This window comes from Deltaproteobacteria bacterium HGW-Deltaproteobacteria-4 (assembly GCA_002841765.1).
In the GTDB taxonomy this organism is placed as follows: Bacteria; Desulfobacterota; Desulfuromonadia; order Desulfuromonadales; family UBA2197; genus UBA2197.
Window position 1 is genome coordinate 253,994 of record PHAV01000001.1, and the last position, 21,740, is coordinate 275,733.

General features: G+C 54.3%; 20 protein-coding genes, 2 tRNA genes and 1 pseudogene. 19 read left to right on the forward strand and 4 right to left on the reverse strand.

What is annotated here, in order from left to right:
* Positions 1 to 63: 63 nt before the first annotated feature.
* The 19 genes and pseudogenes from CVU69_01160 to CVU69_01250 all read left to right on the forward strand — a co-directional run bounded on the left by CVU69_01160 (position 64) and on the right by CVU69_01250 (position 19,089).
* Positions 64 to 285, forward strand: coding sequence for a DUF465 domain-containing protein (locus CVU69_01160; GenBank protein ID PKN13808.1), 222 nt, complete (start codon positions 64 to 66; stop codon positions 283 to 285).
* Positions 286 to 428: 143 nt separating this feature from the next.
* Positions 429 to 2,096 carry a dihydroxy-acid dehydratase gene (gene ilvD, locus CVU69_01165; GenBank protein PKN13809.1) on the forward strand — a complete coding sequence of 556 codons (1,668 nt, stop codon included), beginning with the start codon at positions 429 to 431 and terminating at the stop codon, positions 2,094 to 2,096.
* Between the two features lie 45 nt (positions 2,097 to 2,141).
* Positions 2,142 to 3,839: an acetolactate synthase, large subunit, biosynthetic type gene (gene ilvB, locus CVU69_01170; GenBank protein ID PKN13810.1), complete on the forward strand. Its 1,698-nt coding sequence runs from the start codon at positions 2,142 to 2,144 to the stop codon at positions 3,837 to 3,839.
* A gap of 37 nt (positions 3,840 to 3,876) precedes the next feature.
* Positions 3,877 to 4,374 carry an acetolactate synthase small subunit gene (locus CVU69_01175; protein PKN13811.1) on the forward strand — a complete coding sequence of 166 codons (498 nt, stop codon included), beginning with the start codon at positions 3,877 to 3,879 and terminating at the stop codon, positions 4,372 to 4,374.
* Between the two features lie 148 nt (positions 4,375 to 4,522).
* Positions 4,523 to 5,539 carry a ketol-acid reductoisomerase gene (locus CVU69_01180; GenBank protein PKN13812.1) on the forward strand — a complete coding sequence of 339 codons (1,017 nt, stop codon included), beginning with the start codon at positions 4,523 to 4,525 and terminating at the stop codon, positions 5,537 to 5,539.
* Positions 5,540 to 5,605: 66 nt separating this feature from the next.
* A complete protein-coding gene (locus CVU69_01185) occupies positions 5,606 to 6,250 on the forward strand; it encodes a phosphatidylserine decarboxylase family protein (protein PKN13813.1) in 645 nt (214 codons plus the stop codon).
* Positions 6,247 to 6,999, forward strand: coding sequence for a CDP-diacylglycerol--serine O-phosphatidyltransferase (pssA, locus tag CVU69_01190; GenBank protein PKN13814.1), 753 nt, complete (start codon positions 6,247 to 6,249; stop codon positions 6,997 to 6,999). The genes CVU69_01185 and pssA overlap by 4 nt, the downstream gene beginning before the upstream one ends.
* 429 nt (positions 7,000 to 7,428) lie before the next feature.
* Positions 7,429 to 8,967 (forward strand): 2-isopropylmalate synthase, encoded by a 1,539-nt coding sequence (locus CVU69_01195; protein PKN13815.1) that lies wholly within the window; start codon positions 7,429 to 7,431, stop codon positions 8,965 to 8,967.
* Between the two features lie 110 nt (positions 8,968 to 9,077).
* Positions 9,078 to 10,838, forward strand: a complete 1,761-nt coding sequence (locus tag CVU69_01200; GenBank protein ID PKN13816.1) for a hypothetical protein — start codon at positions 9,078 to 9,080, stop codon at positions 10,836 to 10,838.
* A 33-nt stretch (positions 10,839 to 10,871) separates the two neighbouring features.
* The gene (locus tag CVU69_01205; protein PKN13817.1) at positions 10,872 to 11,522 is read left to right on the forward strand and encodes a hypothetical protein; all 651 of its coding nucleotides are present in this window, start codon (positions 10,872 to 10,874) and stop codon (positions 11,520 to 11,522) included.
* A 68-nt stretch (positions 11,523 to 11,590) separates the two neighbouring features.
* Positions 11,591 to 12,541 (forward strand): 4Fe-4S ferredoxin, encoded by a 951-nt coding sequence (locus tag CVU69_01210; GenBank protein PKN13818.1) that lies wholly within the window; start codon positions 11,591 to 11,593, stop codon positions 12,539 to 12,541.
* Positions 12,412 to 13,185: pseudogene (locus CVU69_01215) on the forward strand (hypothetical protein). The gene CVU69_01210 and the pseudogene CVU69_01215 overlap by 130 nt, the downstream one beginning before the upstream one ends.
* Positions 13,186 to 13,248: 63 nt before the next feature.
* Positions 13,249 to 13,362, forward strand: coding sequence for a hypothetical protein (locus tag CVU69_01220; protein PKN13862.1), 114 nt, complete (start codon positions 13,249 to 13,251; stop codon positions 13,360 to 13,362).
* Between the two features lies 1 nt (position 13,363).
* Positions 13,364 to 14,110: an NADH:ubiquinone oxidoreductase gene (locus CVU69_01225; GenBank protein PKN13819.1), complete on the forward strand. Its 747-nt coding sequence runs from the start codon at positions 13,364 to 13,366 to the stop codon at positions 14,108 to 14,110.
* A complete protein-coding gene (locus CVU69_01230) occupies positions 14,094 to 15,332 on the forward strand; it encodes a hydrogenase (GenBank protein PKN13820.1) in 1,239 nt (412 codons plus the stop codon). The genes CVU69_01225 and CVU69_01230 overlap by 17 nt, the downstream gene beginning before the upstream one ends.
* Before the next feature lie 104 nt (positions 15,333 to 15,436).
* Positions 15,437 to 16,717 (forward strand): 3-isopropylmalate dehydratase, encoded by a 1,281-nt coding sequence (locus CVU69_01235; protein PKN13821.1) that lies wholly within the window; start codon positions 15,437 to 15,439, stop codon positions 16,715 to 16,717.
* A 28-nt stretch (positions 16,718 to 16,745) separates the two neighbouring features.
* Entirely contained in the window at positions 16,746 to 17,276 is a 531-nt protein-coding gene (gene leuD, locus CVU69_01240) for a 3-isopropylmalate dehydratase small subunit (protein ID PKN13822.1), read from the forward strand.
* Between the two features lie 78 nt (positions 17,277 to 17,354).
* On the forward strand, positions 17,355 to 18,281 hold the full coding sequence (gene rsgA / locus CVU69_01245) for a ribosome small subunit-dependent GTPase A (GenBank protein PKN13823.1): 927 nt from the start codon (positions 17,355 to 17,357) through the stop codon (positions 18,279 to 18,281).
* Between the two features lie 124 nt (positions 18,282 to 18,405).
* Positions 18,406 to 19,089, forward strand: a complete 684-nt coding sequence (locus CVU69_01250) for a spermidine synthase (GenBank protein ID PKN13824.1) — start codon at positions 18,406 to 18,408, stop codon at positions 19,087 to 19,089.
* Between the two features lie 13 nt (positions 19,090 to 19,102).
* Here CVU69_01250 and CVU69_01255 read toward each other — a convergent pair whose 3' ends face one another.
* The 4 genes from CVU69_01255 to CVU69_01270 form a co-directional block, all read right to left on the reverse strand.
* Complete coding sequence (locus CVU69_01255; GenBank protein PKN13825.1) at positions 19,103 to 20,500, reverse strand: glutamate--tRNA ligase; 1,398 nt, start codon at positions 20,498 to 20,500, stop codon at positions 19,103 to 19,105.
* Between the two features lie 26 nt (positions 20,501 to 20,526).
* Positions 20,527 to 21,342: a hypothetical protein gene (locus CVU69_01260; GenBank protein PKN13826.1), complete on the reverse strand. Its 816-nt coding sequence runs from the start codon at positions 21,340 to 21,342 to the stop codon at positions 20,527 to 20,529.
* Positions 21,343 to 21,432: 90 nt separating this feature from the next.
* Positions 21,433 to 21,506, reverse strand: a tRNA-Cys gene (locus CVU69_01265).
* A gap of 18 nt (positions 21,507 to 21,524) precedes the next feature.
* Positions 21,525 to 21,611, reverse strand: a tRNA-Leu gene (locus tag CVU69_01270).
* Positions 21,612 to 21,740: the final 129 nt, after the last annotated feature.

Here is a 21,740-nt window from a genome sequence, read left to right on the forward strand (position 1 = left end):
TTCGATATTGTAAAAACCCGTTGCATTTTTTTCTTTCCCCCTTTTTGAGCCAGGAGGCGTCCGATGCAGCAGTACGACGAGTCGTTGGTACAGCAGTTATTTGAAGAGAATCCCCGGTTCCGCAGGCTTTACGAAGAACATCAGATTCTTGAAAGAGACCTTGAGCGATTAACCGCGAAAGATTATCTCAGTACTGAGGATGAGTTGGAAAAAAAACGGGTGCAAAAATTGAAACTGGCGGGAAAAGACGAGATGGAATCGATCTATAGACAAAAGACTCAATAGAAAAAACGGACAACAGGAATCCAGGAAAGGGTTCGGTCGACATCGACCTGAACCCTTTTCCCATATTTAATCCATAGTAATTTTAATATGATTAAATAAATCGGCCTAAATCTGAAAATCTTTTTCATCAAAGGAAGATGTGCATGCCAAACAAGCGCAGTTCTACTATTACCGAAGGTCTCGAACGCACCCCCCATCGTGCCCTGTTGATGGGCACCGGCCTGCCACGTAATGCTATGGGGCGCTCCTTTATCGGTATCGCCACTTCTTTCACCGACCTGATTCCCGGTCATGTCGGTATGCGTGATTTGGAACGCTTTATTGAAAAGGGTGTGCATAGCGGCGGTGGGCATGCTTTCTTCTTCGGTATTCCCGGTGTCTGCGATGGTATTGCCATGGGTCATCGCGGTATGCATTACAGTCTCCCGACCCGGGAGCTTATTGCTGACATGGTCGAATCTGTCGCCGAAGCACACCGTCTTGACGGCCTGGTTTTGCTGACCAATTGCGATAAAATTACACCGGGAATGCTCATGGCGGCGGCACGCCTTGATATTCCCTGTATTGTCGTCACCGCCGGACCGATGTTGGCCGGGCGCGGCCGTGAAGGTCGACAATATTCTTTTGTCACCGATACCTTCGAAGCCATGGCTCGCTACAAAGGGGGAACATTGAGTGCCGAGGAGTTGCTTGTCTGCGAAGAGAAGGCCTGTCCGACAGCCGGCTCCTGTCAAGGCCTCTTTACCGCCAACACCATGGCCATCCTCACTGAAACGATGGGGATGAGTCTGGTCGGTTGCGGCACCGCACCGGCGGTCTCCTCGTTGAAAAGACGCATTGCATTTGCTTCCGGTGAGCGGATTGTCGAATTGGTACGCGACGGGGTGACGCCCCGGCAGATCCTCACCGCTGAGGCTTTCAGTAACGCGATTCGCGTCGATCTTGCCCTTGGTGGTTCGAGTAATACGGTTCTCCATCTCCTCTCCATCGCCAGCGAGGCGGGAATTGACCTGCCTCTGGACGCCTTTGACAAGTTGAGCCGGACCACCCCGCAGCTGTCATCGATGAATCCCGGCGGCAAGTATTTCATGGAGGATCTTGATGCAGGGGGCGGCGTGCCAGCGGTCTTGAAGCAACTCGGGGCGCTGATTGAGGACAATCCGACGGTCAGCGGACTGTCGATCTCGGAGATTGTGAGTTGCGTCAAAGAGATCGATGAAGAGGTCATCCATCCCATGACCTCACCGATCCGCGCCGAAGGCGGGATCGCTATTTTGACCGGTAATCTTGCTCCGGATGGCGCGGTCGTCAAGCAATCCGGTGTTTCCGAGAAGATGATGGTCTTTGAAGGGACGGCCCGCTGTTTTGATTCGGAAGAAGGGGCCATGGCGGCGCTGATGGGGGGAGAGATCACCGGTGGTGAAGTCGTGGTCATCCGTTACGAAGGCCCGAAAGGCGGGCCGGGAATGCGGGAGATGCTCGCCCCGACGGCCGCGTTGATGGGTTTGGGATTGGGCGACTCTGTTGCCCTGATCACCGATGGCCGCTTTTCCGGCGGTACTCGTGGCCCCTGTATCGGTCATGTTTCACCGGAAGCGGCGGTAGGGGGAGCGATTGCCCTGGTAGAAGACGGCGATCGGATTCGTCTTGATATTCCGCAGCGTTGTCTCGAACTTTTGGTCGATGCCGAAATCCTTGCTGAGCGGAAATCCCGTTGGCAGCGCCCGGAAGCCAAGATCAAGACCGGCTGGCTGGCCCGTTACGCAGCGGTGGTGACCTCAGCCAATACCGGCGCGATTTGCAAAGCATAATCATTCCTCATCGTTTAGACGAAAGAGATAAAGGAGATTTATTCTATGAAGAAGACAGGATCGCAAATCCTTCTTGAATGTTTGGTGCAGGAAGGGGTTGAGACCATATTCGGCTACCCCGGTGGCACGGTGATCAATATCTATAATGATTTGATCGACTACCCGATCCACCATATTTTGACCCGGCACGAACAGGCTGCCGTTCATGCTGCCGACGGTTATGCCCGTGCCACTGGCCGCGTCGGCGTAGCGCTGGCGACAAGTGGACCCGGTGCGACCAATACCATTACCGGCATCGCCAATGCTTATATGGATTCGATCCCGATGGTAGTGATTACCGGTCAGGTGCCAACCGCCCTGATCGGCAACGACGCCTTTCAGGAAGTCGATATCATCGGCATTACCCGTCCGGTCACCAAACACAGTTACCTGGTCCGGGATATCCACGACCTGCCGCGTATTATTAAGCAGGCCTTCTATATCGCCCGCACCGGTCGTCCGGGACCGGTTCTCGTCGATCTCCCTAAAGACGTGCAGGTAGCGACAGCCAAGTTTGAGTATCCTGACAAAGTGGAAATTCGCGGCTACAAGCCGAACAGCCAGGGGAATCCACGACAGATAGAGAAAGCCGTCAAGATGATTCTCGCTGCCAAACGACCGGTCATCTATGTCGGTGGCGGCGTCACTCTCTCCGACACCTCTCAGGAACTCCTCGGTTTTGCTGAATTGATCAAAGCGCCGGTGACGACAACCCTGATGGCGATGGCGTCCTTTCCGAAAAAACACCCCCTATCGCTGGGGATGCTCGGCATGCACGGCACCTATTATGCCAATATGGCGGTGATGGAATCGGATTTGCTGATTGCGATCGGAGCCCGTTTTGACGACCGGGTCACTGGTAAACTCTCGACTTTCGCGCCCCACGCCAAAATTATCCATGTCGATATCGATCCGACTTCGATCAAGAAGAATGTGCGTGTCGATCTGCCGATCGTCGGTGATCTCCGCGACGTGCTACAGAAGTTGATCGCTGAATTAAAGCTGACGCCGCACGAGGTGAAGAATTTGGCTGACGATCTCGCCCCTTGGCGGGAGCAGATCACAAATTGGCGCCAGGCCCAGCCGATGTCTTACGTTGCCTCAACCACGGAGATCAAGCCGCAATTCGTCATCGAGACCTTGCGCAAGGTAACGGATGACGATGCCATCATTACTACCGAGGTTGGCCAGCATCAGATGTGGACCGCACAGTTTTTCGACTTCAGCCAGCCCCGCACCTTTCTCACTTCCGGTGGACTCGGGACTATGGGTTTTGGCCTCCCCTCGGCCTTGGGGGCGCAGGCGGCCTGGCCGCAGCGGCAGGTTATCGACGTCTCCGGCGATGGTTCGTTCCAGATGAATTCTCAGGAACTGGCGACTCTGGTGCAGTATCGTCTGCCGGTGAAGATCGTCATTCTCAATAATAATTTTCTCGGCATGGTACGGCAATGGCAGCAGCTCTTCTTCGATCAACGTTACAGCCAGACCTGCATGGAGTTGCCGATCGATTTTGTCAAGCTCGCCGAAGCCTATGGTGCCACCGGTCTGAGTACTTCCGATCCTGCTGAGGTAGAGGCGGTGTTGCGAAAAGGTCTGGAGACCCCGGGTCCGGTCATTATGGAATTCAAGGTGAGCCGGGAGGAGAACGTCATGCCGATGGTCCCCGCCGGCAAAGGACTCAATGAAATGGTTCTGGCCAGTTGATCGCGCGTTGCCGCCTTCGTTTTAGGAGAAAATAATTATGAGACATACAATATCGGTTTTGGTAGAGAATGAATTCGGAGTATTGAGCCGCATTTCCGGTCTCTTTTCCGGACGCGGTTTTAATATCGAGAGCCTTTCTGTTGCCCCGACCCTCGATCCGACGACTTCACGGATGACGATTGTCACCAGTGGCGACGATCAGGTGATCGAACAGATTACCAAACAGCTTCACAAATTGATCGACACTATTAAAGTCATCGATTTCACCGGAGAAGATTATGTCGAGCGGGAGATGGCATTAGTTAAAGTTTCGGCCGAGGATTCTTCCCGTGCCGAAGCATTGAGAATTGCAGATATCTTTCGAGCGAAAATTGTCGATGTTACTCCGCGATCTTATACAATCGAGGCAACCGGTTCACCGCAAAAGATCGATGCATTGATCGAAATTCTTCGACCGATCGGGATCAAGGAATTGGTGCGTTCCGGTCCGGTTGTTGTCGGCCGAGGTTCCAAAGGGTGGCGAAGCGCTGACTAATTCACTTTAATGCGACTAAATTTGTTTGTCAGTAAACAGCGCTGCATGCTATAGTTTGCAGCCAAAATTACGTTCGTGCGTGAGCGCAGGTGTGGCGAGTTTTAAATAAATTATCAAATCACTTCAAAATTTAAGGAGAAGTTGAGGAATGAAACTTTATTACGATAAAGACGCGGATCTCTCTCTGATTCAAGGGATGAAAGTTGCCATTGTCGGCTATGGTTCGCAAGGACATGCCCACGCCAATAACCTGAAAGATTCAGGTGTTGATGTCACCGTTGCTCTGCGGGCAGGCTCTGCTTCTGCAATCAAGGCGGAGAATTCCGGATTGAAAGTCAAGAGCGTTGCCGCTGCCGTTGCGGAGGCGGATTTGGTGATGGTCCTGACTCCTGATGAGTTCCAGTTTCAGCTTTATCGTGATGAACTCGCCCCCAACCTGAAACAGGGCGCGACTCTGGCCTTTGCCCACGGTTTCAGCATCCATTACAACCAGGTCGTTCCCCGTGCTGATCTTGATGTCATCATGATCGCTCCGAAAGCTCCCGGTCACACCGTCCGTTCCGAGTTTGTCCGTGGCGGTGGCATCCCTGATCTCATCGCGATTTTTCAGGATAGCTCTGGAAATGCCAAGAATGTCGCCCTTTCTTACGCCAGCGCGATTGGTGGTGGCCGGACCGGCATTATTGAAACCTCCTTCAAAGATGAAACCGAGACGGACCTCTTTGGTGAGCAGGCCGTTCTTTGTGGCGGTGCCGTCGAGCTTGTCAAGGCGGGTTTTGAAACTCTGGTAGAGGCCGGTTACGAGCCGGAAATGGCCTATTTTGAGTGCTTGCACGAGTTGAAGCTGATCGTTGACCTCATGTTTGAAGGTGGTATTGCCAACATGAACTACTCGATCTCCAACAACGCTGAATATGGTGAATACGTCACCGGCCCGAAAGTTATCAACGCCGAGAGTCGGCAGGCGATGCGCGAGTGTCTGGCCAATATCCAGAATGGCGAGTATGCCAAGCGCTTCATCCTTGAAGGACAGACCAACTATCCGGAGATGACGGCCCGTCGCCGTCTCAATGCCGCTCATCCCATTGAAGTTGTCGGTGGCGAGTTGCGCAGCATGATGCCGTGGATCGGCCGGAACAAGATCGTCGATAAAGCAAAAAACTAAGACATTTCGCGCACCGGGGACGAATCCTCGTCCCCGGTGGTTTCATGTCAAGGATAATTGAGAATTATGGCTAATCAGCGTTCACCAATAGCGGTCGAAGGCTATCCCTTCATCGCCCTCTTTGCTTTTGTCACCTTGATCTTCGCTTTACTTAAATGGGGAATTTTTGCGCTCCCCTTCCTCCTTTTAACTCTCTTCACCGTTTACTTTTTCCGCGATCCCGAACGCTGCATTCCCGAGGATGAACATGCTGTCGTTGCCCCTGCCGACGGTCGGATTGTCTTCTGCGGCGAAGTGATTGATGAACGGTATGGCCCTGAGCCGACCTACAAGGTCAGTATCTTCATGTCGGTCTTTAATGTCCACGTCAATCGGGCGCCGTGCAGCGGTACAATCGTCAATAAGTTTTACAATCCCGGCGACTTTCTAAATGCGGCGCTCGATAAGGCGAGCCATACGAATGAGCAGAGTGGCCTGCTGATGCAGACGAGCACGGGAAGCAAGGTCCTCTTTATCCAAATTGCCGGTCTCATTGCCCGCCGGATTATTACCTATCCGAAAGTCGGGGATTTTCTAGAGCGCGGTGAACGTTACGGTCTGATTCGCTTCGGTTCCAGAGTCGATGTTTATCTGCCACAGGATACAAACGTTCTCGTCCGCTTAGGCGACAACACGACCTCCGGTGAAACGATCTTGGGTTACTTGAAATGAGCAAGGACGTTCCAGGATACGATCCCCGAGAAAGTCTTCGTAAGGGTGTGTACATTCTTCCGAATCTCTTTACCACCGGTTGTCTCTTTGCCGGCTTTTACGGCATTGTCTCGACCATGGGCGGAGAATACCTTGCCGCTGCCTGGTTTATACTGGTTGCAGCGATCTTTGACGGTCTTGACGGCAAGGTCGCGCGTCTCACCGGCACTACCAGCAAGTTTGGCGTCGAGTATGATTCTCTGGCAGATCTTGTCGCTTTCGGGGTCTCCCCCGGCCTCCTCATGTTTGCCTGGGCACTGAAACCCTTTGGTAAGCTTGGTTGGCTGGCGGCCTTCCTGTATGTGGTCTGTTGTGCCCTGCGTCTGGCTCGTTTCAATGTGCAGGTTGCGACGGTCGAGTCCAAACGCTTTGTCGGTCTGCCGACGCCGGCGGCGGCGGGAATGGTTGCTTCCTGTGTCCTGATCTTTTACGAACTCGGTGGTTCCGGGGAGATCAAAAAGATTTCAGTCCTGGTTCTGATATATGTTCTGGCGATGCTGATGGTCAGTAATTTTCGTTACTATTCCTTTAAGGATCCGGAACTTTTCAAACGGCAGCCTTTCTGGGTTCTGGTGATATTGATTTTTTTGATTATCGTCATTGTTGCCAAGCCGCAAATCAGCCTTTTCACTCTGGCGTTTGCGTACATGCTCTCCGGTCCGATCAGTTACCTGTATTCATTTTCACGCCGGCCGCGGCGTTCTTCCTGATATTGAAGAGGGATGTTTAGACTAGATTTTAAATTTTGTTGAAAATGACTTGACAGCAACAGCTAAATACCGTTTAAATTTTACTTCAAAAGCAATGAAGAGGAGTAGTAGGTCTGCCCTTCTGTCCCCAGAGAGCCGGCGGTCGCTGCAAGCCGGTACAGAAGAGACTGAACTCGCCTTGGAGCTGCGGATGCGAATCTTCCCCGCAAGGGAATCTAGTCTCCGCCGGTGGCCCCGTTAACGGCATCAAGAGGGCTCCTTCCGGGGAGCTGAATCAGGGTGGTACCGCGAAGCATTCAAGCTCTCGCCCCTGTAGTCAAAGGGCGGGAGTTTTTTATTTTTTGGACCCTTAAAAAATTCCATGAGACAATCTGTATTTCAGGAGGTTAGCGGCGTTTTTATAACGACCCCTTACAAAAGGAGCACACCATGAGTCAGAGCAAAATGATCAAGATTTTTGATACGACCTTGCGCGACGGCGAGCAGGCCCCGGGTTGCAGTATGAATATCGACGAGAAGTTACGGATTGCCACGCAACTCGAAAAACTCAATGTTGATGTCATTGAAGCCGGTTTCCCGATTGCTTCCGAAGGGGATTTCGAAGCGGTCAAAAAGATCGCGCAGATGATCAAGGGTCCGCAGATTGCCGGATTGTGTCGTTCCAGCTTTATGGATATCGATCGCGCCTGGGAAGCTTTGAAATATGCCGGCGAGCGGGGGAGGATTCATACCTTCATCGCTACCAGCGATATTCATATGAAGTACAAACTCAAGATGAGCGAAGAGCAGGTCATTGAAAACGCCATCAAGGCGGTGCAGCGAGCAGCCGGTTATACACCGAATGTCGAATTTTCTGCAGAAGATGCGGTTCGCACTCGTCTCCCCTTTTTGGCCAAGGTTGTCGAGGCGGTCATTAACGCCGGCGCGACTACCGTCAATATTCCCGATACGGTCGGCTACACCATTCCCAATGAATATTTCAACATTATCCGTTACCTCAAGGAGAACGTTCCGAATATCGACCGGGCGGTCATCTCCGTGCACTGTCATAACGATCTTGGTCTCTCGGTCGCCAACTCCATTGCCGCAGTCCAGGCCGGAGCCGGGCAGGTGGAGTGCACGATCAACGGGATAGGGGAGCGGGCCGGTAACTGTTCTCTCGAAGAGGTGGTCATGACCCTGCGCACCCGTCAGGATATCCTCCCCTTCTCCACAGCGATTGCCACCGAACACCTTTATCCGACCAGTCGACTCCTTTCGACGATTACCGGTATCGCGGTGCAGCCGAATAAAGCGATTGTCGGAGCCAACGCCTTTGCTCACGAAGCCGGAATCCATCAACACGGGGTGATGATGGAGAAATCGACTTATGAGATTATGACTCCGGAATCGATCGGCTTGAATACCAATAAGCTGGTTCTTGGCAAACATTCCGGCCGTCATGCCTTTATACAGCGGCTGAAAGATCTCGGTTATGAGCTCGGCAAAGAAGATATCGAAAAGGCTTTTGTCCGCTTTAAAAATCTCGCAGACAAAAAGAAGGATATCTTTGATGAAGACTTGGACGCCATTGTCGCCGATGAGATCGTCCGCATTCAGGAACGCTATAAGCTTATCCAGATGAATGTTTCGAGTGGATCGTTTGTCGTGCCGACGGCGACGGTGCAGATGGAGATTGCCGGCAAGAGCAAGAAGATTGCGGTGATGGGCGACGGCCCGGTCGATGCGACTTTCAAGGCGATCAAGAGTCTGACCAAGAGCAAGGCGACTTTGGTCAGTTTCACGGTCGGAGCGATCACCGGCGGTACCGATGCGCAGGGGGAATGTACCGTACGCCTGGAAGAAGACGGCCGGGAGGTTCTTGGTCAGGGGTCTCATTCCGACATCATCGTTGCCAGCGCGCGGGCTTTCATCAATGCCCTGAATCGCCTGGAGCAGAAACCGATCCGGAAACTTGAGAATCTTTAATCAGTTGTAAAATTTGTGTTATATTTAAGGCCGTCTCCGAAAATCTGAGACGGCTTTTTTTTCAGTGATGTAAAGTTTTGGTCCCGCCTTGACATCTCAATGTTTTCGGAATGATAGAGTCAAAAATGATGGAGGATGGCATGGGGAAATGGCTTGGCATTATTGTCGCTTTTTTAATGGTATTACCAGGCTGTGGCACTGAAACGCCTACGCGGTTCAATACGTTCACACCGCTAACGTCGATTGTCATTACCTCCGCAGTGGTTGATTTGCCTTCAGGAGTCTCAACTCAACTGACTGCCACAGGGAATTTTTCCGGACTTTTTACCCGCGATATTACCAATCAAGTTGAATGGAGTAGCGCTCAACAGCTCACAGCTGATTTCCCCCCGGATCTCCCTTTCGGACGCATTCAGGCTTTTGTTCCCGGAACTGCAATAGTGACTGCCGTCCTGGACGGTGTGGTGTCAGACGGCATTATTCTGACAGTCAATGACGCTGTCATCACGGCCTTGACGGTAGCGCCACTACTGCCATCTCTCCCGCTGGGGTTGTCCCAGGCATTTACTGCCCAGGGAGTCTTCACAGGTGGGATAACACTCGACCTTAGTAAAGATGTCACATGGTTTTCGTCTAACGAGGCGGTGGCAACTGTCAGCGACCTATTTGCCAGTAAGGGCGAGGCAACCGCACTTCAGATTGGTTCGACAGAAATCTCGGCGTTGTTTGATATCGGTCCTACTGCTACTGCGAGCACGACTCTCACCGTCACTGCCGCGACGCTAAGTACGATCGCAGTGACACCATCCAATCCTTCCATCTTGAGTTTGTCGACTCAGGTTTTCTCTGCGCAAGGCACTTATTCGGACAAAACGACTCGCGACATCACCACGGAAGTAAGTTGGGAGTCGACTGCTCCAACTGTTGCGACGCTTGCGACTGGCAATATTGTCAAGGCCCTGACGCCGGGAGTAAGCACCATCAAAGCTACCCTCGGTACAAGAATTGGTACGTCAAATCTCAGAGTCACCGGCGGGAGTCTGCAGAGCATTGCCTTGACCCTTGCTCAAGCCAATAATAACGTCTTGATCAGGGATACAGTGAGCCGTGTCACCGCTCGCGGCACTTTCAGCAATAATGCTTCCCGCGATATTACCGAGGCTGTGGTCTTGACAGATAACAGCGTCAATGTAAATGTCACCCCTGACAGCGGGGGTCTTGCCTGGGTGCAGGCGACTGGCGTTACCCCGGCTGGTGACCCGGCGAAAATTTTCGCAACATATGATTCGACCGTGACCACGGGGGAGATTTTACTGACGGTCACGGAGCCGCTGTTGAGTAGTATTGCGATTTCACCAACGAATCTGACTCTCGCCAATGCTACGAGCGGACGACTTTCATTGACAGGGATTTTTTCCTCCAGCAATCAGGATCTGACCCCCACCGCCGCGTGGACCTCTGCGAATCCAGCGATTGCGGCTGTCGATAATGACGGCCTGGAAAAAGGGCGCGTCCATGCGCTGAGTCCAGGAACAGTGGATATCACTTCGACTTACGGCGGTCAAACAGTGACGACCAGCGTAACCGTGGTTGCACGGACCCTGCAAAGTCTGACCATTTCGGCGGTCACGACGCCGTCGGCGATTCTTGCCGGCACCGAAAAAAAGTTCAAAGTGGAAGCACTTTATACAGACGGCGTTCGTCAGGATGTCACTGAGAATGTGGCGTGGTCGATAAACGATTCGAACGTTGCCAGATTTTCCGATCAGTTTGACCCGGGTCTGGTGGTAGCGGTCGATGCCGGGGTAGCCATTTTGACGGCGAAAATCGGTAATATATCAGACACTGAAACTCTTACAGTCAGTCAGTAACTTCGTGCTCATCATTGATAGGATAGAATTCATATGAAAAAAAACTGCCAATTTTTTCTTTGCTGTTTCTTCTTTTTTGCTTTGTCCTCCCCACTCTGGGCACAAAACCCCGGTCCTTATCTTGGTGTCTTTGTCGGTGGGCAGTTCTTGGCACCGTCGGATAACTCTGATAACCTTGGCACCTTTAATCTTGAATACCGGCCGGCGCCGAGCGGCAGCATCGTCCTTGGCTGGGAGTTGGAGCCGGGAAGCGATATCGGTGAAGGGCGGGTTGAACTCGAATATACGCGGCGCAGCAATCGTCTTGATCAGGCTGAGTTTGGCGACGGTAAGGTTGCCGCTGATGGTGATGTCATCGCCGACAGCCTCCTTGTTAATGCCTTTGGTGTCTATCGCAGCAAGAGTGTCTGGACGCCCTATCTGGGGGCCGGTCTCGGTATCGCTCGGATCACTTCTGCGGATTTGAATGTGACCGGCCAACCCCTGAGCGATGACGACGCCCTGGTCTTTGCTTATCAGTTCGGAGTCGGGGCAGATATCGCAATAACTGACTCGCTGACTCTCGATCTTGGTTATCGACTCTTCAGGACCGCAAAAGCGAAGTTAGAGGAAGCCAACGGCGAAGAATTCAGGATGGAATATTTGAGTCACAGCGCCTTGATCGGGTTGCGTTTGAGTTTTTAGCGACTGTCCCCTTGAAGTAACCACTTCTTCGGTTAGAATTATTGTTTTCCGGCTGTGGAGGCTTACTGATGGATGGGTTTTCTGACGTAAAATCATTTTACGTACGTTTTGTCAAAAGTTTACAACCGGCATGGACCGTTATTCGCCCTGTCGTCGCTGCAGATGGAGTCTGTCGCCTGCAAGAATTGAGTGATGGCGCCGACGGTTCTTGCTCCTGCCTGCCGTTAATCCCCCTGAAGAAAATCCTTCTCCCCCCTAAAGAGCTGCTCTGGAAACAATCGGAGGATGGTTCACCCGTTTCGTTCTCTCCTGCCAATATTGCCCTTATCGATGTTGCTCCTTGTGACCTTTATGCCCTGGACTATCTCGATCAGGCATATGCCGAGGACTCTTTTTACCAGCAACGTCGCCGCAACCTTTTGGTGATCGGTCGCGCCTGTTCCCCTTCGTCCTCTTGCCAGTGCCCTCCCCATGCCGCTCCCCCTCCCTTTGATCTCTTCTTTGCCGATAATGATATCTGGAGCGGTTCTGAACAGGGTGAAAAAGTTCTCCAGGATTTTAGTGGTGCTGTGACGTCAAAAGTTTTACCCGAGACGTATTGGGCGGGACAGAAAACGCTGCCGACAAAGATTGCCGCGCGATTTTTGCAGAGTGTCGATAATCCTGTCTGGGCAGAGGTGGCAAGTCGCTGTTTGTCCTGTGGCGCCTGTTCCGCTGTCTGCCCGACTTGTGCCTGCTACGATATTGTCGATGAAGTGGCTCTGAGTGGCGTGATCCGGCGGCAACGGGTCTGGGACAACTGTTTCTTTCGCGATCACGGATTGGTGGCAGGGGGCCATAACTTCCGTCCAGATCGTACTGCCCGCTTGCGTTTCCGTTTTGAACACAAATATCTTGGCTTTGGAGAACAGCGTGGCATTATTTCCTGTGTCGGCTGCGGGCGTTGTCAGCAGATCTGTCCGGTCGGGATCGATCTGGCGCAGATTCTCGACCAGTTGCCGTTAGAGGAGGAAGAGTGATCGATTTTATTCCACAGACGGCGCGCCTTGAAGCTATTGAGCCCGATGTCCCCGACAACCATCTCTTCTTCTTCCGCCTGCCGCAACCGCTGGCCATCGCCCCCGGTCAATTCGTCGAACTGTCGTTACCGGGGATTGGGGCCTTTCCGGTTTCGGGAGCAACCTGGCCGACCAATGACCTGTTGCCGCTCTGTATTCGTCGTGCCGGGCGGGTCACCTCAGCCCTTTATCGCTTACCGGTCGGTGCTACTCTCGGCATTCGTGGCCCCTTTGGTCGCGGCTTTCCCGTAGAAAACTTTCCGGGGAAGGATGTTCTTTTGATCGCCGGCGGGTTGGGGATTGTGCCGCTGCGGACACTGCTGCACTGGCTCCTTGCCCATCGGGGAGAAATAGGCGAGCTGACAGTTCTATATGGGAGTTATGATGCCGCGCGACTCCTCTTTCGTCGCGAGTTGGAGGCCTTGGCGGCGGCCGGGACAATTCGTCTGGCCTTCTCCGTCGATGCTCCCGGTGAAGACCCGCGTGGCGCAGGAGCCATTCCCTGTCGCTTCGGCGTGGTCGGCGACCTCTTGGCTGATATCGATTTCAATCCGTCGACAACCGTTGCGGCGGTGTGCGGACCACCGGTCCTTTATGCACATGTTCTCGAAAGGCTGGCCGCCGCCGGTGTCCTGCCGGATCGCATCTATGCCACCCTTGAGAGAAGAATGAAGTGTGGAGTCGGCCAGTGTTGCCACTGTGTCATTGCCGGGGTCTATATCTGTTGTCAGGGGCCGGTCTTTTCTCTGGAAGAATTGCGCATGATGCCGGAGGCGATCTGAGATGAGAGAGAAATTGCACATCGCTTACCAGCGCTATACTTCCTGCGGTGGCTGTCAACTGACCCTTCTCAATTGCGAACGGGAGTTACCACTTGTCGAAAAGTTTTTTAACATTGACGAGTTTCCGATGCTCAGTTCGAGCAACGATAGCGATTGCTCCCTTGATGTTGCTTTTGCAGAAGGCTCGATTACCTCGCTGGAGGCGTTGCAACGACTGCTGACGCTGCGGCGTCGTGCCAGGGTTTTGATCGCGGTCGGTGCTTGTGCCCTCAGTGGTGGCGTCAATGCCCTAGCCGAAGGTCGGGAAATACTCCTTGCGGATATCTATGGTGGAGAAACTTTATCATCGGAGACCTTCCCGGCGCAGCCGATTGCCAATTTTGTCCGGGTGGATGGAGAAATTCCCGGTTGCCCGCCGGAGGGGAGCGATTATCTCCGATTACTCGGGGTTCTCCAGCAGGGGGGACTCCCCGCTGAATATGCCGTGCCGGTCTGTATGGAATGTCGTTTGCGGGAAAATCGCTGCCTGCTCATCGATGGCAAGCAGCCCTGTCTCGGGCCTGTGACCCGCGGCGGTTGTCTGGCGCGCTGCCCCTCTTATGGTGCCATCTGCGAAGGCTGCCGTGGCGAGGTCCCGGAAGCGAATTTTGCTGAGCACTTTCAGCTGCTGCTTCAAACCGGTTTAACCGCCACAGAGGTGCGCGGGCGCTTGCAGCGCTTTTTCTGGAGGAATGATGAAGGTTATTAGTATCGAACCGCTCACTCGCGTTGAAGGGCACGGGCGTGTCGATCTGCATGTGCAGGATGGTCGTTTGCAACGGGTGCAGCTCGCCCTGCTCGAAGCGCCACGCCTCTTTGAAGGTTTGGTGCGCAATCGCTCTTTGCAAGAGATTCCCGCCCTAGTCTGCCGCATCTGTTCTATATGTTCCGCGGTACATCGTATTGCCGCGGCGACGGCCCTTGAAAATGCATTGCAGCTGACTATCCCACCGTTGGCCGTGAAGATTCGTGAGTTACTCCTTCTCGGTGGCCACATTGAAAGCCATGCCTTACACCTCTTTTGCCTGATTTACCCTGATTTGCGCGCAGCAGAAAGTATTCTAACCCTGCTCGCCCAGGGTGAACCGAGCCTCAAGGCCGGACTCGAACTCAAACGCCTCGGCAACCGGATACAGGAAGTCGCCGGTGGGAGGGCGATTCATCCGGTCAATATTGAAGTCGGCGGAATTGTCGCAGCTCCACATCCCCCGGCCCTGCAAGCCCTCCTTGCCGAGATCGAAGCGATGCAGGGGCAGCTGGATGGGATGTTGCAACCTTTCAGAGTGGGATGTTATCCGCCCGCTGCGCCGGTCATTGCTCCGCGCCTGACGGTTGCGGTCAGTGCTCAGTTTACTCTGCAAGGGGATTCGCTCTCCCTCCCGGATGGTCGGATTCTCCCCGCTGACGCTTATCCAGGTTTACTTAAGGAGAGATCGCTCCCTTGGTCGAATGCCAAGAGTCCGTCCACGGAGATCTTCTTCACCGGTGCGCTCGCCCGGCAAGAAGCTCATCATAAGCTGCAAGGGCGAGAATATGCGCCGGGGGTGGCGGGGATCCATGCCAACAACGTCGCCCAGGCCGATGAGCTCATTTGGGCCCTGGAACGCAGTCGGACTCTGATCCTTGATTTACTGGCAATGAGCGGAGCTGAAACCGGCAGCGTACCTGTCCCTATGAGAGCCGGAACCGGAACCGCAGTGATCGAAGCGCCGCGCGGTATTTTGATCCATCACTATGTGGTGGACGATCGCGGAAAAATCGTGACGGCCGACATCGTCACCCCCACCGCCATTAATCAAAGGGGCATCGAAGCGCAACTCCTTGCGGACCTAAAAGACACCCCGGAAGCTGATCTTAATGAATCGGCCCAGCGTATTGTCCGCGCCTTCGATCCCTGTATCTCCTGCGCGGTGCATATCCTCAAAGTTTGACGGCGGCGGACCGGGGTTTGGCGAGTATTAAACGGTTGATTTCACCGTTTTTTTTGTATATAACGAACGGCAAGTTATCAGCTAAGGAAAGGATACTTTGATTCATGGGAAAGACCATTGCGGAAAAGATCTTTGCTGCACATCTGCGCGATGAACCGTTTCCGGGGGCGAAAGTTCTCAGTCTCGATCGCGTACTTTGTCACGAAATAACCACTCCGGTAGCGATTGCCGACCTTGAGGCGCGGGGCAAGGACCGCGTCTTCGATCGTACCAAGATCAAGGCGGTGATCGATCACGTCACCCCGGCCAAGGATAGCAAGACCGCCCTGCAAGCCAAGATGCTGCGGGATTGGGCGCGCCGGCACGAAATTACTGATTTCTTCGATGTCGGTCATAATGGCGTCTGCCACGCCATCTTCCCGGAAAAGGGCTATATCCGCCCCGGTTTTACGGTGATTATGGGCGATTCTCATACCTGCACGCACGGCGCGTTCGGCGCCTTTGCCGCCGGGGTCGGGACGACCGACCTTGAAGTCGGCATCCTTAAGGGCGTCTGCGCCTTTCGCGAGCCGGCTACGATTCGTATTAATCTGATCGGGACCTTGCAACCGAAAGTCTATGCCAAGGATGTCATCCTCTTTGTCATCGGCCAGCTCGGCGTCAATGGTGCCACCGATCGCGTCATCGAATTCCGCGGTCCGGTCATCGAGGCGATGAGCATGGAGTCGCGCATGACTCTATGCAACATGGCGATCGAAGCCGGCGGCACCAGCGGCATCTGTCTGCCCGACATGACGACCGTCGATTACCTCTGGCCCTTTATCTTCGGCGAATTTGCCAGTCGCGAAGCCGCTCTTGCTGATTACAAGCAGTGGTGGTCGGATGATGATGCCGTGTATGAAAAGACCCTCGATTTCGACATCTCCACCCTCGAACCGATGGTGACTTTCGGCTTCAAGCCGGATTGCGTCAAACCGGTGCGGGAGATGGCCGGGGCGCCGGTCGATCAGATCTACATCGGCACCTGTACCAATGGCCGCATCGAAGATCTGCGCGAAGCCGCCGCCATTCTCAAAGGGAGAACGATCTCTGCCAATGTGCGCGGGATTGTTTCGCCGGCCACGCCGAAGATTTTTCAGCAGGCGATGCAAGAAGGGATTATCGAGATCTTCATGAGCGCCGGTTTCTGTGTCACCAATCCGACCTGCGGTGCTTGTCTGGGGATGAGCAACGGTGTTCTCGCCGAGGGCGAAGTCTGTGCTTCGACCAGCAATCGCAACTTTAACGGACGGATGGGGAAGGGGGGGATGGTCCATTTGATGAGTCCCGCTACCGCCGCCGCTACGGCCCTTACCGGGGTTCTGACCGACCCTCGCACGATTTGATGTCACTCTGCTACCGGGAGCCACTTCTATGAAAAAGCACTTTACTGGACCGGCAATCTTTCTCGACCGTTCCGATATCAACACCGATGAAATCATCCCGGCCAAATATCTGACCGAGGTGACCAAGGACGCCCTGAAACCGTATATCCTCGAAGATCTCAAGCTTGAAGGGTTTGACCCGAACGGGGCGACGTTAAAGAATGCCAAGGTGGTCATCACCCGCGCCAACTTTGGCTGTGGTTCATCGCGCGAGCATGCCCCCTGGGTCTTTGAAGTCAACGACATTCACACCATCATTGCCGAGAGTTATGCCCGCATCTTCCGGCAGAATATGTTCAACGGCGGCATGCTTGCCATCGAACTTCCCAAGGAAGAGATTGAGCGCCTCTTTATCCTGAAGGCCCAAGGGGCGGTGGAGATTGCCGTTGATCTTGACAAACAGGTCATTACCGCTGCCGCCGGGCAGCAGTGCATCGCCATTCCATTTGAGCTCAGTCCCTTTGATAAAGCGCTGGTCGCCGCCGGAGGTTGGGTCGATTTTGCCGACGCCCGTTATTAAGGTTCTTCTGAATAGCGTTGCTGAAGAGGTCGGGATCTTTCCGGCCTCTTCGGTTTTCTGTGTTGTAGTGAGCCGGCAATGACGGCGCGGATGAACAGTGCAGCCGACCCGTCTGATCGCCATGGCGTCATCGTCGCCCATTATGGGGTCGCTGTTGAAGTGGCTTTTGCCGATGGCGAACGCTGTGCAGTACGGGTCAAGCGCCGCTCCGGGCATGTGATTGGTGACGAAGTCGTCATCAAGGGCGAAGTGCTGCGGCGTTTACCACGGCGCACCGAACTGCGCCGGCGTGATGCTACCGGACATATCCACCTTCTCGCCGCCAATCTCGATCTCCTCGGTATCGTCGTTGCCCCCTTGCCGATCTCTCCCCCCAATTTCCTGGATCGCGCCATCGTCGCCGCCCGCGCTGCCGACCTCACCCCTTTTCTTGTCGTCAATAAAGTCGATCTCGACAGCGAGGCGCTCCTTGCTGCTTTGCGTACCACCTATACCGCGTCTCTCCCCATCTTCCCCTTGAGTGCCGCCAGCGGCGTCGGACTTGAGCCACTGCGGGCTTTTTTCAGTTCTGGCCATCGCGGTGCCTTTGTCGGCACCACCGGCGTCGGCAAGAGCTCGCTGCTCAATGCGCTATGTCCAGCCATCGATCTCCGTGTCGGTGAGCTCAATGATTACAATGACAAGGGGTGTCATACTACGACCGTTTCGACGCTGCATCTCCTTCCCGATGGCGGTGAGCTTGTCGACACCCCCGGTTTTCAGGACTTTGGCATGGTGGCGATCTCGGCGCAGGAACTGGCTGCTTACTTTCCCGGTTTTGAAGAGAACGGCGTCAACACCTGCCGTTTCCGCAATTGCCGGCATCGTAGCGAGCCGCGTTGTGCAGTCATCGCCCGCGTCGAGCAAGGGGAGGTTGCGGCCGAGCGCTACCACACCTATCTGGAACTTCTGGACGAAGTCGAAGCGAGTGAAGTTGATGACCGCCAGCGCAGCTGGAAGGATTGATAGTCGACCACCCCTAACCCCTCCTTGAATAAGGAGGGGGACTATAAGCTTTATGCTCCCCTCCTTTGTTAAGGAGGGGCTGGGGGTGGTGAGGTTTCATTCCCAAATCTAAAAGGTTAACTTTATGGCTCTCCCCTGGAAGATCATCGACAGTGTTGCTACGGAAGACGAGGGAAACCTGCAACTCCGGCAACGCGGCGCCAAGGATTTCCTGATCACCATCGGCACGCAAGTCTTGATGAACAGTTCGGCACACCGCTCGGAAGTTGCCCTCGGCCAGCTTGCCTGTGAGCAACTGCGGCAACATCCCTGTCCGCGGATTCTGGTGGGTGGGCTGGGGATGGGCTTTACCCTGCGCAGTGTCCTGGATCATCTCCCTGCTAGCGCGCAGGTGGTGGTGGCGGAGTTGAATCCGGTCGTGGTGCAGTGGTGTCAGGGGCCGTTGGCGATATTGACCGATGGCGCGGTCAACGATCCGCGTGTGATCGTCGAGATCGGCGATGTCGCGGCCCTGATCAAACGTTCTGTTATTGCTGCCGGAGAAGCAGGTTTTGATGCCATCGTTCTCGACCTTTATCGCGGCCCGCACTTTTACGCCGACGCCGAGAATGATCCCCTTTACGGCAACAAGGCGATTCAAGTCACTCGTTTGGCGCTCAAACCGGGCGGGGTATTGGCGGTCTGGGGAGAGAATTATGACGAGCGTTTTGAGCAGCGACTGCGCAAAGCTGGTTTTACGGTGACGGTGCAGCGCCCCGGTAAAGGGGGGCTGCGTCATGCGGTCTTTGTGGCACTACGAGGGCGTTGATAAGGAGAGATCCTCAAGTCGCAAAGAGCGCCTCCCCTTGGCGCAGACGGGACAGACTCCGTTCTTTGCCGAGAACTTCGAGAACTTCATACACCGAAGGGCTGGTGGTGGTGCCGTTCAAGGCGACCCGGACCGGTGGTGCGAGCTTGCCGAGTTTGAGTCCGGTCTCGGACATCGCCTGATTGAAGGCGGCGGCAATGGCGTCATGGCTGAAGTCTTCGAGAGCACTGAGGTGTTTGAGGACAATTTGATAGCCGGCCTTGGCTTCGGGCGTACAACACTTGCTAACCGCCTCGGGGAGATAGTCCACCTTATCGGCAAAGTAAAAGGCCGCACCCTCTGCCATCTCGACCATGGTATGAGAGCGCTCTTGCAGCGACTTGACAACACCCACCAGATCCGGTCCGCCTTCGGTTTCAATCCCTCTTTCTCCGAGATATTCTTTAAGCAGTGCCGCCAAACGCTGGCGATCACCGGTCTTGATGTAGTGGGCATTGAGCCACAGCAGCTTTTCGGGATTGAAGACTCCGGCGGAACGGCCGACATGATTGAGGTCGAACTTGGCGATCAACTCCTCCATCGAAAAGATCTCTTCATCGCCGCAGGACCAGCCGAGGCGTGCCAGATAGTTCACCAGCGCTTCCGGCAAAAAGCCCATGACGCGATACTCCATCACCGAAGTGGCGCCGTGGCGCTTTGAGAGCCGGGTCTTGTCAGCGCCGAGGATCATCGGTACATGAGCAAATTCCGGAACCGCATAGCCGAGGGCTTGGTAGAGGAGGATCTGCCGCGGCGTATTGTTGACGTGATCGTCGCCACGCAGTACCAGAGTCATCCCCATCTCGGCATCGTCGACAACGACGACAAAATTATAGGTCGGGGTGTTGTCGGAGCGCTGGATGATGAGATCGTCGAGTTCTTCGTTCTGGAAGGAGATGGTCCCTTTAATGCGATCGACAAAGGCAGTCTCGCCATCGGGGACGAGAAAGCGGATGGCATAAGGACGATCATCGGGTTGATCATGGCGATGCAGGCAGGTGCGATCGTATTTCGGCTTGCCGCCACTCTTCATTGCCGCTTCGCGGCGCTGCTCCAACTCTTCCGGCGTGCAGTAACAACGATAGGCCTTGCCGGCCGCGATCAATTCCTGCACCTTGTTCCGGTACAGGTCGAAACGATCGGATTGGTAAATCGGCCCTTCGTCATAGTTGAGTCCCAGCCAATCCATGGCCTGCAGGATGGCATCGACGGAGGTCTGGGTGCTGCGAGCGACATCGGTATCTTCAATGCGGAGAATAAAAGTTCCCTGCTCCTTGCGGGCGAGGAGAAAATTAAAGAGGGCAGTGCGGGCCCCGCCAATATGCAGATAACCGGTGGGGCTGGGAGCAAAACGGACACGAAGCTGTGACATAAGCAGAAACCTCCAGAAAATGAAGTTTAGAGTAGCAGATTTTTCACCACCATATTGAGACCGATAAAGACGATAAAGAGGGCAAAGGCCTTAAAGAGACCTTTGTGAGTGGTATGCGAAGCAATTTTAACGCCGACGCGGGCAAAGAGGACGGTCAGCGGGGCGATTAACAGGGCGACCAGGAAGTTGACGTAGCCAAGAGAGTAAGCCGGCAGGCCGGGATGACCCCAGCCGTGATAGATATAAGAGGCGGTGCCAAAGAGGGCAGAGATCACCATTAGCGCACTTGAGGTGCCGACAGCCTGGTGCATCGACTGTCCGAGAAAATAGACCATGAGTGGAACGGCAATAATTCCGCCGCCGACACCAAAAAAAGCGGAGAAGGTACCGACGATTAGTCCGATGAGCAGGGCAGGGGGGAGAGCGTCGCAGTGTTGCCGACCTTCCGGCGGGGGGGGTTGAAAGAACATCCGCAAGCCGATGCCGATCTGCATCATCCCCATTAAACCTTTGAGAAGCTCGCCGGAGAGTCCTGCCGCCAGGGTCGAGCCGAGAATAACACCGACAATGCTGCCGATAGCGAGGCGGCCGGCGGCATGAAAATCGACATTACCGCGCTTACGATGTCCCCAGGCGCTGCTGATGGCGGTCGGGATGATGATCGCCAGGCTGGTGCCGAAGGCGGTGTGGACGATAATCTCCGGAGAGAAATGAGCTAAAGGAAAGGCCCATAAAAAGCAGGGGATGAGGATGATGCCGCCACCGATACCGAAGAGGCCGGCCAGAACGCCGGCCAAGGCGCCGAGGAGTAAAAAGAGGATAAGGGCCGGGGCTGTAAACATGACAATTCACCGGATAGGGGGTGATTTGAGGAATTTTCCACTTACAGCAAAAGGCCAGGGGGAGACCCTGGCCTTTTGTCTTTTATACGCTGGAGGCTCCGATCAGATTCGAACTGATGATGGAGGTTTTGCAGACCTCTGCCTTACCACTTGGCGACGGAGCCCTGAACACGTCTTTTTTTTGGTGCCGAAGGCGAGACTCGAACTCGCACGACCCTACAGCCACTAGACCCTGAACCTAGCGTGTCTACCAATTCCACCACTTCGGCATGAAGTGCTGGGTTTATAGCAAATAGCTTGCACTGATGCAAGGAGAAAAAATGCTTATTTAACACTCAGCTGTTACAGTCTGTTTTTTATGGTAAGTTTTACTGGAATTTTGAGATTTTGTCTTATGT